We start from the raw sequence: 13,538 nt of genomic DNA, 5'->3' as shown, positions 1-13,538 counted from the left end.
CGGTAAGCCGAGCAGAAGCTAGACGCCCCGCCCCTACCCGTCAATGCCCTCTCGGCGCCTCACCGGGCGGCCGGCGTCCAGCCGCCCAGCCAGTCCGCGACCTCCTGGTCCGCGGCCTGCGCATCGGTCAGCTGTGGCCGGTCCCCGCTCGCCGCGCCCGCTCCGGCGCCGGTGTTCCGGTACTCGGCGAAGCGGTCGTCCTTCCACGAGAAGCCGCCCATGTCGGTCCAGGGCGTCGGCTTGATCGCGGCGCTCAGCGTCGAGTCGCGGACGGTGGTCTGCGGGTCGAGGGCGGCGTTGCCGCCCGCGTGCCAGTTGCGGCCCAGATAGAAGCTCCCGGCGGTGACGTCGCCGCTCACGGTCGAGCGGCTGACGAGGATCCCCTTGTTGCCCGCCGCGGTGCTCGGCGCCGTGACGTACCCGGCCGAGGTGCCGTTCCACCGCTTCTTCAGGGTGATCACCGACTTGTCGACGACGGCGGTGGCTCCGCCGAAGATGAAGTCGACGTTGCCGACGACGTACGAATTGGCCAGGTAGACCCGCTTGCCCGCGCCGTCGAGCAGCAGGGTGTCCTGGTCACCGCTGACGATGATGCCGTCCAGGAACACCTTGTCGGCGCCGGTGCGCAGGGCGACGGCCTGCGCGGCGACGGACTGGTCCTTGCTCTCGTCGAAGTCGTTGCTGACGCTGAGGTTGCGCAGCTGGGTGTCGTCGGCGAGCACGGCGACGGTGGCGCTGCCCGAGGTGCCGTACGTCGACCCGTCCGGCCTGGTCGACCCCGCCGCGTGCCCCTCGACGATGACGGTGTCCTTGCGGCTGCCGCCGGTGCCCTGGATCGTGACGTGCGGTTTGTTCGCGGGCACGGTCACGGTCTCCCGGTAGGTGCCGGGGGCGACGGTGATGACGACGCGCTGGGAGTTGTTCGCCGGCACGGCGTCGACGGCGGCCTGCACCGTGGTGTAGCTGCCGGTGCCGTCCTTGGCCACGGTGGGCGCGGCGGCGGCCGCCTTCGTGGTGGCGCCCGCGGTGGCCGCGGTGGTGCCGATCGAACTCCTCGGCCCCGCACCGGACTTGAGGAGCGCCGGGACGTCGGCGGCCGTGTCGAGCGTGTAGGCGTAGAAGTCCTTCGGTTCGAAGGCGGTGCCGCCGCTCTGGTTCTTGCCGGTGGTGCCGGAGAAGATGCTGCCGCGCTGCACGAGCGAGGCGGTGTCGTCCTTGGTGACCGGGTTGTTCATGCCCTGGAAGTAGCTGTTCTCCAGGACCATCTTCGTCCGGCCGCGCGCGTAGTTGCCGTACGACGAGGTGATGTCGGTGCCCGGGTCGTCCTGGAGGTAGTTGTTGTAGAGGTGGGCGTGGGCGGCGTTGTCGGTGGACGGGTTGCGCTGTTCCGTCTCGCGGATCCAGTTGTGGTGGATGGTGATGTCGGTGACGACGTTCTCGGTCCAGCCGATGCCGAAGGCCTTGTTGTCCTGGCTGAGCCTGTTCCAGGAGACGGTGACGTCCGTGGAGTCCTTGCGGACGTCGATCAGGCCGTCGGCCATGTGCCGCAGGTCGTTGTGGTCGATCCAGACGTGGTGCGCGCCGTCCATCTGGACGGCGTCGAAGTCGTGTTCCTTGTCGTTCCACGTGCCCTGGTAGGCGTCGCGGATCGTCAGGTTGCGGATGATGACGTTGTGCACGCCGGTGCCGAGGAAGAAGCCGCCGCCGACGATGTGTCCCGAGGTGCCGGAACCGACGATGGTCTTGTCGGAGGCGACCTTGATCTCCTTGCCGACGGGGTCCATCTGGATCGCCGCGCCGACGACGATGACGTACGGCTCACTGGCGGTGGCGTACTTCTCCAGGTCGGCGAGGGTCTTCACGGTGACCGTCCGGCCGCCGCGGCCGCCGTACGTGCCGTTCTGGCCCTGCGCGTTCACCGACGCGAAGCCGTCGGCGACGTCGTCGGCCCAGGCGGCACCGGCCGTGGCGGCCTCGGCGGTCGCCGGGGCAGCCGAGCTCGCCGGGGTCGCGGCGGCGGGCCGGTCGCCGTCGGCGCCGAGCAGGCCGCCGCCGTACGCGAGGGCGGCCGCGGCGGCCACCGCGAGCGGCGCCCCCGCGACGAGGACGGTGCTGCGCCTGCGGTGCCGGGCCGTGCCGGGGGTCTCTTGGGGTGTGTCGCTCATCTGCGCCTGCACTCCGTAGGAGGTGGGGGTGTCCCCGTGCCGGACGGCACGGGCCGATGAGCGGTCGTCGCCGGGAGGCCGGAAGGTTGCCGCCTTACGGTGGGAAGATGCCGGGCCGGGATCCGGGGACGCGGGAGGACGGATGGGACGCAGCGAACGGGAGGCGGTCGCCCGGGGTGCCCGGCTGCACACGGCGGCGCGGTCGCTGCTGTCGGACCACGAGCGGGCCGTGCGGGCGGCGCGCGACGCGCTCGCGCCGATCCTCGACGAGGCGGTGGCCGGGACGCTCGACGTGATGCCGGTGGCCCGGCTCCAGGAGGCCACCGAGGGGCGGCTCCGGCTCGACGCCGTGGAGCGCGCCGGGCTCACGACCGTGCGCCAGGTGCTGGAGGCCGGGCCGGGACGGCTGCAGCAGATCCCGGGCGTCGGACGCGTGACATCGACCCAACTCCTGGGCGCCGCACGGCGGTTGGCGGACGCCGTGCACGACAGCGTCGCCGTGCACATCGACGTGGACCGGCCCGAACCGCGCACGACGGAGCTGGTGCGGGCGCTGCACGTCCTGGTGGAGGCGGGCCCGGACGCGCGGCGGGCCGTGGAGGCGGCGGGCGCGCTCGACCGGCGGCTCGGGCCGCTCCTCGGCGCGGCCGGGCCGGCCGCCGGGCGGCTGCGGATGCTGGTGACCGGGCGAGCGGGGCGGGCGCGGGCGCTGGCCGCCGTCGACGGGGTGCGCGAGGTCGTCGGGGAGGCCGAGCGGGCCGGCACCGAGGGGCTGCTCGCCCAGGCGTCCGTGGACCTGCTGCGCGGGCCGGCGCCGGACGTCGCCGCGTGGGTGGACTTCGAGCTGCGTTCGGCCGAGTACTACGGCCTGCTCGGCGAGATCAGCGGGCGGGCGCCCGACACGGCGGCCGTCGAGGGGTTCCTGCCCGAGGGGATCGCCGGGCAGGTCCACGGCCAGCACCTGGTGGACGACCGGCTGAAGGTGTCGCTGCGCGGCTACCAGGCGTTCGGGGCACGGTTCGCGCTCGCCCGGCGGCGGGTCGTCCTCGGCGACGAGATGGGCCTCGGCAAGACGGTGCAGGCGATCGCCGTGCTGACGCACCTGGTGGCCGAGGGGCAGAGCCACTTCATGGTCGTCTGCCCGGCGAGCGTCCTCGTCAACTGGACCCGGGAGATCGAGGCGCGCAGCGCCCTGCGCGCCGTCCCGCTGCACGGGCCCGGCCGGGCGGACGCGTTCGCCGACTGGAAGGGGCGGGGCGGGGTCGCCGTCACGACGTTCGACGCGCTGCGCGGGTTCCCGGTGCCGGGGGGCGGCGAGCTGGGGATGCTCGTCGTCGACGAGGCGCACTCCGTGAAGAACCCGCTGACCCTGCGCGCCCGGGCCGTCGCCGAGTGGGCGGCGCGCTGCGAGCGGGTGCTCCTCATGACGGGTACGCCGATGGAGAACCGGGTCGCCGAGTTCCGCAGCCTGGTCCGGCTCCTGGACCCCGGTCTCGCGGACCGGCTCGACGGCGACGCGGGGCTCGCGGGCTCGGTGGCCTTCCGCAAGGCGGTCGCGCCGGTCTATCTGCGGCGCAACCAGGAGGACGTGCTGACCGAGCTGCCCAGCCTCCAGCACACCGACGAGTGGGAGGAGCCGAGCGAGCGGGACGAGTCGGCGTACCGGGACGCGGTGCGCGCGGGGAACTTCATGGCGATGCGCCGCGCCGCGTACGCGCACCCGGAGGGGTCGGCGAAGCTGCGGCGGCTGCGCGACCTGGTCAGGGAGGCCGCCGAGAACGGGCTGAAGGTGGTGGTGTTCTCGTATTTCCGGGACGTCCTCGACGCGGTGCACGGGGCTCTCGGAGCCGGCGCGGACGGCCCGGTGTTCGGCCCGCTCACCGGCGCGGTGCCGCCCGCCCGCCGGCAGGCGCTCGTCGACGCGTTCTCCGCGGCGGCCGGGCCCGCGGTCCTGGTGGCCCAGATCCAGGCGGCCGGGCTCGGCCTCAACATCCAGGCGGCGTCCGTCGTGATCCTGTGCGAGCCGCAGATCAAGCCGACCCTGGAGCACCAGGCCGTGGCCCGGGCCCACCGCATCGGCCAGCTCCGCCCGGTGCGCGTGCACCGGCTGCTCGCCCCCGGGGGCGTGGACGAGCGCATGGTCCGGATCCTGACGGACAAGGCCCGCCTCTTCGACGCGTACGCCCGCCGCAGCGCCGTGGCCGAGGCGACCCCGGACGCCCTCGACGTCTCCGACACGGACCTGGCCCGCCGCATCGTCGAGGAGGAACAGGCCCGCCTGGGCCTGGCCGACGGACCGCCCGGCCCGGCCACCGGACACGCTCCGCAGTCACCGCCCGCCCCGGCGCACGAACAGCCGCCCTCGTAGCCGCAGTTCACACCCCCGGACTCGAACGCCCGCGCAAGGAAAGCCACTTACGGGTGATAACCACCCGTGACGGTGAACCGTTCCCCCGCCGCTCCGCATCATCACCCATGTCCGCATCCGCACCAGCCGCCCGCACCATCCGCCCGTACGGGCAGCGCAGACGAGGGGGAACCCATGACGGCCGACGACCTCGACGGTGACGACGGGCGTCGGTGGGCGCTGATGGAGCTGATGGCCGAGCGGCGGCTGGCCCTCGGGCTGAGCGTGGCGCAGGCCGCCCGCGCCGTGGGCCTCGCGCCGCGCCCGTACGCCGACCTGGAGCGCGGCGTCCCGCCCGGTCTGGGGCTCGACCGGCTCAAGACGGTGGCGGACGTCCTGGGCCTGACGGGTGCGCCGCGCGAGACGTTCCTGCTGCTCGCGGCGGAGCCGGGCGTGACCCCGTACGACCTGGTCGAGCGGCGCGCGCCGACCGTCGAGGAGGTCGCGCACATCGACCTGATGGACCCGAACTCGGCCCTGATCACGGACCACGCGTGGAACGTGCTGGCGGCGAACGCCGCGGTGGCCCGGCTCTTCACCGACCCCGCGCGGACGCCGCGCAGCGACCGCAACCTGGTCCTGTGGCTGTTCACCCGGGACGCGGCGGAACGGTTCACCGACATCGACGAGGTGCGCGCCGACGCCGTCGCCCGGGTCCGTGCGGCCCTCGGTCACCTCCCGGCCGACCCGGCGCTGCGCACCCTGGCCGGCCGGCTCACCGCGGACCCGGCCGGCGCCCGGCTGTGGCGCCGGCGCGCGCCGCGGCTGCCCGCGGAGGCGTACCCGCGCAGGCTGCGGCACCCGCTGTACGGCGAGGCGTCGATCCTGGTGACGACGTCCCGGCTGCCCGGCGGACTGCAGCTGGTCGTGCACCACGCCGCCCATCTGATCGGCGGCACGGCGCACGCCCACTGACGCCGCCCTTCGGGTGCCGCGCGGTCAGTGCTTCTTCGCGCCGGCGACGAGGGCGGCCCGGATCGCGTCGTAGGCGGGCTTGTGCCGCAGGTCCTCGTCCCAGGGCAGGGCGGCGCCCTCGCCGTCGAAGACGGCGGGGATCCACGAGTGCCGGTCGGAGTAGCCCCACACCGTGATGCCGACGCACCGCTGCACGGCGAGGCAGGCGCTCGTGACCTGGCCGTACCAGTCGGCCTGCTGGGCCAGCTTCGCCTCGTCCGCGGGCAGGATCATGCGGATGTCGAGCTCGGTGAAGGCGACGTCGACGCCGAGGTCGGCGAAGCGCCGGAGGTTCTCCTCGATGCCGCCGGGCAGCCCGTACTGGAGCGCCAGGTGGCCTTGCAGGCCGAAGCCGTCGATCGGGACGCGGTCCGCCTTGAGCTGCTTGATCAGCGCGTAGTACGCGTCCGACTTCGCGCCGAGCCCGTCGACGTTGTAGTCGTTGAGGTACAGCTTGACCTTGGGGTCGGCGGCGCGGGCCCAGCGCAGCGCGTCGGCGATGTAGCCGGGGCCGATGGTCTTGTAGAAGATGTTCTCGCGGTAGGTGCCGTCCTCGTTCATGATCTCGTTGGCGACGTCCCAGGCGAAGACCTTGCCGCGGTAGTGCTTGACCACCTGGGTGATGTGGTTCTTCAGGATCGAGCGCAGTTCGTCGGCGGTCCAGGTGCCCTGGGACAGCCAGTCCGGCAGCTGGCTGTGCCACAGCAGGGTGTGACCGCGCACCTTCAGTCCGTTGGCGCGGGCGTAGTCGACGATCTCGTCGCCCGGGGCGAAGTCGAAGACGCCGCGCTGGGGTTCGGTGGCGTACCACTTCATGGCGTTGCCGGGGGTGGTGGCGCCGAACTCGCGGCCGAGCAGATCGGCGTACGCGGTGTCGGCGAGCTCCGGGTTGTCGACGGCGGAGCCGAAGTAGCGACCGCTCTCCCTGGCCAGGTCGTCGAGCGTCCGTGCCGGGCGCTTCGCGTCGGCGTCCGCCTGGGCGGACGGTGCCGCGGCGAGACCGAGCAGCAGTGCCGTCGCCGCGAGGGCGGCGCCGGCGGCGGATCTGGTGCGGGTGCTGCGGGCGGATCGGGTGGACGTGCGCATGGTGCGGCTCCTCAGCTCGATGAGATCCCGGCTCGCGGGGAGGGGCGGGTCGTTGTCCTTGCGCGGCACGGCGCACCGCACCGGTGCGCCGTGCGTTCGTGAGCCGGGCGCCACAGGGACGTCGTGACGCCCGGCGGTTCGGGGTCCCTCAGGGAGGGGGCGGGCTACTTGACGCGCAGTTCGCAGCGCAGCCGCCGCTCGTGCCCGACCTCCCGCTCCGCCCCGGTGAGGGTGAGGGGGACGGTGTGGTGGACGCGTTCGCTGGACGCGGCGACCCGCAGTTCCAGGGCGCCCGGTTCGACGACCCGGCGGCCGTCGGCGCCGGTGTACGCGGCGAGGTCCGCCGGGAACGTGGCGTGCACCTCGGCGCTCGCCCCCGCGTCGAGCGGGACGCGGGCGTAGCCGACGAGCCGGACTTCGGGCCGGGCGACGGTGCCGACCGGGTCGTGGAGGTAGAGCTGGACGACCTCGGTGCCGGGGCGGTCGCCGGTGTTGCGGACGGTGAGGCGCACGGTGGTCTCGCCGTCGGTGGGCAGTTCGGGGGTGTCGCACTGCGGCGCGTCCCAGGCGAACGTGGTGTACGACAGGCCGTGGCCGAACGGGTAGAGGGCGGTCGGGTCGACGTTGCTGGGGTCGCCGCGGCGGCCGAGCGGCGGCGCGAGGTACGGCGCGGGCTGGCCGCCGGGAGTGCGCGGCACACCGATCGGCAGCCGCCCGGAGGGCTCGACGCGTCCGGACAGGACTCCGGCGACGGCGGGGCCGCCCTCCTGTCCCGGGAAGAACGCCTGGACGACGGCGGCGGCGCGGTCGGCCCAGCGGCCGAGCGCGTAGGGCCGCCCGCTGAGGACGACCAGGACCACGGGTACGCCCGAGCGGAACACTTGGTCCAGCATCTCGGCCTGCCCGTACGGCAGTTGGAGGTCCTCGGCGTCGCAGCCCTCGCCGGAGGAGCCGCGCCCGAACAGGCCCGAGCGGTCACCGACGACGGCCAGGCACACGTCGGCGTCCGCCACGTCGTCGAGGAGGACGGCGCCGGGCAGCTCCGCGCGGAGCGCCTCGGCGAACGTCGGCACCTCGACCCCGGCGGGGAGCTCGGGGTGGTTGACGCCGACGTGCCGCGGGAACGTGTAGCAGCCGAGCATCGCGGCCTGTTCGTCGGCGAGCGGCCCGGCCACGGCGATGCGCGCCCCGTCGGCCAGCGGCAGCACGCCGCCGTCGTTCGCGAGCAGCACGACGGACTCCTGCGCCACCGCCCGGGCCAGTTCGCGCATCTGCGGCGGGTTCAGGTCGACGGGCGTCTCTCCGGCGACCGGCTCCCAGCCCGGGTCGAGCAGGCCGAGTTCGCACTTCTGCGTGAGGACGCGCAGCGCCGCGCGGTCGAGCAGGTCCTCGGGGATGCGGTCGGCGGCGGGCAGGCAGCGTGCGGCGGGCAGTTCGACGTCGACGCCGGCGGCGAGGGCGAGCCGGGCGGCGTCCCCCTCGGAGGCGGCGATCTTGTGGGCGGATTCCAGGAACGCGATGCCGAAGTAGTCGGCGACGACCGTGCCGGTGAACCCCCAGTCGTCCCGCAGGAGTTGGGTGAGGTGGCCGGTGTGGGCGTGGCCGGGAAGACCGTCGATGTCGTTGTAGGCGGCCATCACGGAACGGGCCCCGCCCTCGCGCAGCGCCATCTCGAACGGGGGCAGGATGACGTCGGCGAGCTCGCGCGGGCCGAGCGAGGCGGGCGCGTGGTTGCGGGCGCCGCGCGAGGCCGAGTACCCGGCGAAGTGCTTGAGCGTGGCGACGATGCCGGCGGCCTCCAGACCGCGCACGTAGGCGGTGCCGACGGTGCCGACCAGGTACGGGTCCTCGCCGATGGACTCCTCCGTGCGGCCCCAGCGCGGGTCCCGTACGACGTCGAGGACGGGGGCGAGACCCTGGTGGATGCCGACCGCGCGCATGGACGTGCCGATGGCCTCGGCCATCTCGGTGATCAGGGCCGGGTCGAAGGTGGCGCCCCAGGCGAGCGGTGTCGGGAAGACGGTGGCCTGCCAGGCGGCGAAGCCGGTGAGGCACTCCTCGTGGGCGAGCGCGGGCACGGCGAACCGGTTGCCCTCGCGGATCCGGTGCTGCAGTTCGGCGAGCCGGGCCGCGCCTTCGGCCGGTTCGACGGGGACGGTGCCGAAGGGCCGGGTCAGCTGGCCGAGGCCGTGCGGGAGCAGGGCGTCGAGGACCGCGCTCTCGGCGACGTACGCGTGCTGTCCTGGCGCCACGGCGGCGGTGTCGGTGTCGATGTCGGCGCCCAGCCACACACTGCAGAGCTGGGCCTTCTTCTCCTCGCTGGTCATCCGGGCGAGCAGGTCGGCCGCCCGGGCCTTCGCGGGCAGGCTGGTGTCCTGCCAGGGCTGGACCATGGAACTCCTCAAGTGCGGTACGTGCAGGGGTGGTGGCGAATCCGCGACGCTGCGGCTCAGCCCTTGGTGGCGCCCATCGTGATGCCGCCGATGAGCTGCCGTTCGGCCACCGCGTAGAACGCGAGGGCGGGCACCATGGCGAGGACGAGGTAGGCGAAGACACGGGCGATGTCGGCGGCGTACTGCCCCTGGAACTGCTGGACGCCGACCGGGATCGTCCACCAGGTCTCGTTGCTGAACACCAGGAGTGGCAGCAGGAAGTTGTTCCAGCTGCTCACCACGGCGAGGACAGACACGGTGCCGAGCGCCGGGCGGGCCATCGGCAGCAGGATCCGCCAGAAGAAGCCGAACGGGGAGCAGCCGTCGAGGGTGGCCGCCTCCTCCAGTTCGCCGGGGATCTGCCGGAAGAAGCCGCGCAGGATGACGATGGTGATGGGAAGGCCGAACGCGGCCTGCGGCAGGATCACCCCCCACGGATTGTCGAGGAGCCCGAAGGTGCGCAGCAGGATGAACAGCGGCAGGATCGCCACCGCGAACGGGAACATCAGGCCCATGGTGAAGAGCGTGAACAGCAGCTCGCGCCCCCGGTAGGCGAACCGGGCCAGGGAGAAGGCGGCGAGGGCCGCCGCCCCCACGGTGAGGACGGTCGTGCCGATGGCGACGAGGGTGGACGAGCCGAGCATCCGCCAGAAGGAGCCGGAGGCGAGGATGTCGGTGTAGTTCGACGTCACCCAGGGCGAGGGCAGGCCGAAGGGGTTGCTGGAGAGCTGGTCGGTGGACTTGAAGCCGGACACGAGGGCGTAGAGCAGCGGGGTCACCATGACGATGCCGACCAGCCACACGATCAGGTACAGGGGCACCTTGCCGAAGCGCCGGCGGCCCACCGTGTCGGGGGCGCTCATCGGGTGGCTCGCATGTTCGTGAGGGCTCCTTCGGTGTCGCGACGCAGCACGAAGCGCTGGTAGGCGATGGCGAAGACGAGGCTGATGAGGAACAGCGCGATGCTGAGCGCGCTGGCATAGCCGATCTGGTAGCGCTTGAACCCGTACTGGAACAGGGTGATGGCCATCGTCTCGGACGCGTGGTCGGGGCCGCCCGCCGAGGTCACCCACACCAGGTCGAAGAGCTGGATGGCGCCGATGACCGAGAGGAACGCGCTGATCCGCACGGTCGGTCCGAGCAGCGGCAGGGTGATGTACCGGAAGCGCTCCCAGGCGTTCGCGCCGTCGATGCGGGCGGCTTCGTGCAGTTCGGCCGGGATGCCCTGGAGCCCGGCCAGGTAGAGCATCATGTGGAAGCCGAAGTACTTCCAGGTCATGACGAGGAACAGGGTCGGCATGACGGTCGACTGGTCGGCGAACCAGAGGCCGCCGAGCCCGTCGAGGCCGACGGCGCCGAGCACCTTGTCGGCGAGCCCGTCGTCCGGCGCGAAGATCATGGAGAACAGGACGCCGGTGATCACCTCGGACAGCACGTACGGGGCGAAGAACAGCATTCGGTAGACGGCACGCCCGCGCAGCTTCTGGTTGAGCAGGACCGCCATGGCGAGCGCGAAGGGCAGCTGGACCAGAACCGAGAAGCCGACCAGGAGCAGACCGCGCCACAGGTCGCCGAGGAAGACCGGGTCCTTGATCAGACGGCTGTAGTTGTCGAGTCCCGTGTAGTCCGTGGGAGACCCGAATCCGCCCCAGTTGAAGAGGCTGACGTACAGCGCGTACATGATCGGGGCGAGGACCAGCGCGCCGAACAGGATCAGGGCGGGCAGGGTGAAGGAGACGGCGGTCAGCCAGTCGGTGACGCGCCGGACGAGCGGGCGCCGGTTGCCGGGGTCGCCGGCCGGCGCCTCGACGGTGGCGTCCCGCGCGTCCTTTACGTAGGTCGAAGTCATCGTCTCTTACTGGCTCTTGGCGACCTGGGTGACCGAACGGGCCACCTGCTCGGGCGACTTGGATCCGGCGATGAGGGCGGCGGTGGAGTCGTTGATCTCCTGGCCGACGGCCGGCGGGTACGCCTGGTCGAGGTAGAGCTGGAAGCCGGTGGACTTGCCGAGCATGTCCGAGACGGCCGTGAGGTTCGGGTCGGTCAGGGCGCTGGTGGCGTCCTTGACGACCGGGATCATGTTGGCCTTGGAGACGAGGATGCGGTCGGACTCGGCCGTCATGAAGAAGTTCAGGAAGTCGACGGCGGCCTTCGGCGCGCCCTTGCGGACCGCGTAGCCGCCGCCCCCGCCGAACACGTCCGTGACGGCGCCCTGCCCGCCGGCCACCGAGGGGAAGGAGAAGAAGCCGAGGTCCTTGCCGATGCCCTTGCCCGCGTCGGCCTGCACGACGGGCGCCCACTGGCCCATCAGCTCCATGGCGGCCTTGCCGTTGCCCATGGTGGCGGCCTCGCCGTTCGGGGTGGAGTAGGCGGCGCCGAGGAACCCCTTCTGGAACGGCTTGAGCGCGACGAGCTCCTTGAGGTGCTCGCCCGCCTTGACGAAGTCGTCGCCGGTGAAGTCCTTGGCGTCGGCGGCCTTCTGCATGCCGTCGACCCCGGCGATCCGCATCGACAGGTACGACCAGAAGTACATGCCGGGCCACTTCTCCTTGCCCGCGAGGGCGATCGGGGTGATGCCCGCGGACTTCAGCTTCTTGACCGTGTCGAGGTAGTCGTCCCAGGTGGTCGGCGGCGCGCTGATGCCGGCCTTCTTGAAGAGCGCCTTGTTGTACCAGAAGCCGACGGCGCCGATGTCGAAGGGCATCGCGTACGTCTTGCCGTCGAACTGGTAGGGCTTGACCGAGGCGGGCACCATCGTGTCCAGCGTGGTCTTGACGGGCTCGCTGAGGTCCTCGACGAGGCCCGCGTCGATCTGCTGCTTGAGGACTCCGCCGCCCCAGGTGTGGTAGATGTCCGGAAGCTTCCCCGAGCTGGTCAGCGCCGTCATCTTCGACTTGTAGGCGTCGTTCTCCAGCGTGACGAGCTTGATGCGCACCTTGGGATTCTTGGCCTCGAACGCCTTCGCACGCTCGGGCCAGATGCTCTTCGACGGCTCCGTGGTCTGGATGTTCCACCATTCGACGACGGTCCGGCCCGAACTGTCCTTCCCGCCGTCGGAGTCGGAGCCGCCGCACGCGGTGAGCGCGGCGGCCCCGAGACCGGCCGCCGAGGCGGTACCGAGGAAACGACGGCGGGAGAACGTGGACGGAGCAGTGGCTCGCATGGCGCACCTTCCGGAAGCGATCCGATAATTATCGGGAGACGGCCACGGAAGCTACGGAAATGCCAACGGGGTGTCAACGCCCTTGACAAAAAAGGCAGTTGACACCCCGAGACGGAATTCCTGGTTCTGCTCGGATCACCGTCGGCGCTACACCTCGCGCGGCGCCGCCGTACTGGCCCTGACCACCAGTTCCGTCGCCAGTTCGACGCGCGGCGATGCGGGCGCGACGGACCGGGCGAGGTCGAGGACGGAGCGGGCCGCCAACTTGCCCATTTCCGCGAGTGGTTGGCGGACCGTGGTGAGCGGCGGCGCCGACCAGCGCACCTCGGGCAGGTCGTCGAAGCCGACGACGCTCATGTCCTCGGGCACCCGCAGACCCCGCCGGCGCAGCGCCTCGATCGCGCCCAGGGCCATCTGGTCGCTGGAGGCGAAGACGGCGGTGGGCGGCGCGGCCAGGTCCAACAGCGCGTTGCAGCCGGTGAATCCGGACTCGTGGTAGAAGTCGCCGGGCACGATCAGCCCGTCCTCGACCGGCACGCCCGCCACGTCGAGCGCGGCCCGGTAGCCGTCGAGCCTGGCCCGCGAGCACAGCAGCCGGGGCGGGCCCTCGATGAACCCGATCCGGCGATGGCCGAGCCCGAGGAGGTGCTCCGTCGCCGCCATCCCGCCCGCCCAGTTGGTGGCGCCCACGGTCGCCGCGTCCGTCGCGGGCGACCCCGCGGGATCGATCACCACCAACGGCACGCCGAGGCGCCGCAGTTCCTCGTGCAGACCCGGTTCGAGCACCGACGTCACCAGGATCACGCCGTCGGACGCACGGGCCCGCAGATTGGTCATCCACTGCCGCGCGGCACCCGCCCGGTCGTGGATCGCGGAGACCACGGTGCCTACGCCCGCCTCGTGCGCGACCTCCTCGACACCGCGGATGATCTCCACGGCCCAGGGGCTGTCCAGATCGTTGAAGACCAGGTCGAGCAGGGCCGCCCGGTCGCCGGGCGCGGGCGGGCGCCGTCGGTATCCGTGCCGGTTCAGCAGGTCCTCCACCCGGGCCCGGGTGGCCGGTGACACGTCGGAGCGTCCGTTCACGACCCGGGAGACCGTCGGGACCGAGACACCGGCCTCCCGCGCGATCTCGGTGATCGTCACCTTGCCCGGCCCGTCCGCGCTCTGCGTGGCTGCCTTGCCCTTGCCGCCGTCGCGGGCCACGTACCCCACCTCCATCACGCCGTGCGCCCGAAAGATCTCCGGACGCCTTCCGGAAAACCGTAGGTCATGCCGTCAACCGCACGCCGGACGCGTCGGCACTCTGTCCGACCCGCCGAACGTCCGGC

General features: G+C 72.4%; 9 protein-coding genes. 2 read left to right on the top strand and 7 right to left on the bottom strand.

Translation table 11 applies throughout. The features are described from left to right. Positions 1–59 precede the first annotated feature (59 nt). Positions 60–2,165: a pectinesterase family protein gene (locus RBJ77_RS11165; protein ID WP_372344848.1), complete on the bottom strand. Its 2,106-nt coding sequence runs from the start codon at positions 2,163–2,165 to the stop codon at positions 60–62. A gap of 142 nt (positions 2,166–2,307) precedes the next feature. Between RBJ77_RS11165 and RBJ77_RS11160 the strand changes: the two genes are divergently transcribed. Then, positions 2,308–4,533: a DEAD/DEAH box helicase gene (locus tag RBJ77_RS11160; RefSeq protein WP_372344847.1), complete on the top strand. Its 2,226-nt coding sequence runs from the start codon at positions 2,308–2,310 to the stop codon at positions 4,531–4,533. A 174-nt stretch (positions 4,534–4,707) separates the two neighbouring features. Then, complete coding sequence (locus tag RBJ77_RS11155) at positions 4,708–5,487, top strand: helix-turn-helix domain-containing protein (protein WP_372344846.1); 780 nt, start codon at positions 4,708–4,710, stop codon at positions 5,485–5,487. A 24-nt stretch (positions 5,488–5,511) separates the two neighbouring features. Here RBJ77_RS11155 and RBJ77_RS11150 read toward each other — a convergent pair whose 3' ends face one another. From RBJ77_RS11150 to RBJ77_RS11125, 6 genes are all read right to left on the bottom strand, one after another. After that, positions 5,512–6,612, bottom strand: a complete 1,101-nt coding sequence (locus RBJ77_RS11150) for an endo-1,4-beta-xylanase (protein WP_372344845.1) — start codon at positions 6,610–6,612, stop codon at positions 5,512–5,514. Between the two features lie 164 nt (positions 6,613–6,776). After that, positions 6,777–9,005 carry a glycoside hydrolase family 3 N-terminal domain-containing protein gene (locus RBJ77_RS11145; protein ID WP_372344844.1) on the bottom strand — a complete coding sequence of 743 codons (2,229 nt, stop codon included), beginning with the start codon at positions 9,003–9,005 and terminating at the stop codon, positions 6,777–6,779. A 56-nt stretch (positions 9,006–9,061) separates the two neighbouring features. After that, complete coding sequence (locus tag RBJ77_RS11140; protein WP_372344935.1) at positions 9,062–9,826, bottom strand: carbohydrate ABC transporter permease; 765 nt, start codon at positions 9,824–9,826, stop codon at positions 9,062–9,064. A 77-nt stretch (positions 9,827–9,903) separates the two neighbouring features. After that, entirely contained in the window at positions 9,904–10,893 is a 990-nt protein-coding gene (locus RBJ77_RS11135) for a carbohydrate ABC transporter permease (RefSeq protein ID WP_372344843.1), read from the bottom strand. Between the two features lie 6 nt (positions 10,894–10,899). Then, positions 10,900–12,207, bottom strand: a complete 1,308-nt coding sequence (locus RBJ77_RS11130) for an extracellular solute-binding protein (RefSeq protein ID WP_372344842.1) — start codon at positions 12,205–12,207, stop codon at positions 10,900–10,902. 147 nt (positions 12,208–12,354) lie between these two features. Beyond that, positions 12,355–13,413, bottom strand: coding sequence for a LacI family DNA-binding transcriptional regulator (locus RBJ77_RS11125; RefSeq protein ID WP_255970147.1), 1,059 nt, complete (start codon positions 13,411–13,413; stop codon positions 12,355–12,357). Between the last annotated feature and the right edge of the window lie 125 nt (positions 13,414–13,538).

The organism is Streptomyces sp. KL116D, assembly GCF_030766975.1.
Lineage (GTDB): Bacteria > Actinomycetota > Actinomycetes > Streptomycetales > Streptomycetaceae > Streptomyces > Streptomyces longispororuber_A.
This window is presented reverse-complemented; position numbering and strand designations above follow the sequence as displayed.

Coding starts and splice junctions, on each gene's coding strand:
- RBJ77_RS11165 (WP_372344848.1), bottom strand. CDS start 2,165: ATGAGCGACACACCCCAAGAGACCCCCGGCACGGCCCGGCACCGCAGG.
- RBJ77_RS11160 (WP_372344847.1), top strand. CDS start 2,308: ATGGGACGCAGCGAACGGGAGGCGGTCGCCCGGGGTGCCCGGCTGCAC.
- RBJ77_RS11155 (WP_372344846.1), top strand. CDS start 4,708: ATGACGGCCGACGACCTCGACGGTGACGACGGGCGTCGGTGGGCGCTG.
- RBJ77_RS11150 (WP_372344845.1), bottom strand. CDS start 6,612: ATGCGCACGTCCACCCGATCCGCCCGCAGCACCCGCACCAGATCCGCC.
- RBJ77_RS11145 (WP_372344844.1), bottom strand. CDS start 9,005: ATGGTCCAGCCCTGGCAGGACACCAGCCTGCCCGCGAAGGCCCGGGCG.
- RBJ77_RS11140 (WP_372344935.1), bottom strand. CDS start 9,826: ATGGTGACCCCGCTGCTCTACGCCCTCGTGTCCGGCTTCAAGTCCACC.
- RBJ77_RS11135 (WP_372344843.1), bottom strand. CDS start 10,893: ATGACTTCGACCTACGTAAAGGACGCGCGGGACGCCACCGTCGAGGCG.
- RBJ77_RS11130 (WP_372344842.1), bottom strand. CDS start 12,207: ATGCGAGCCACTGCTCCGTCCACGTTCTCCCGCCGTCGTTTCCTCGGT.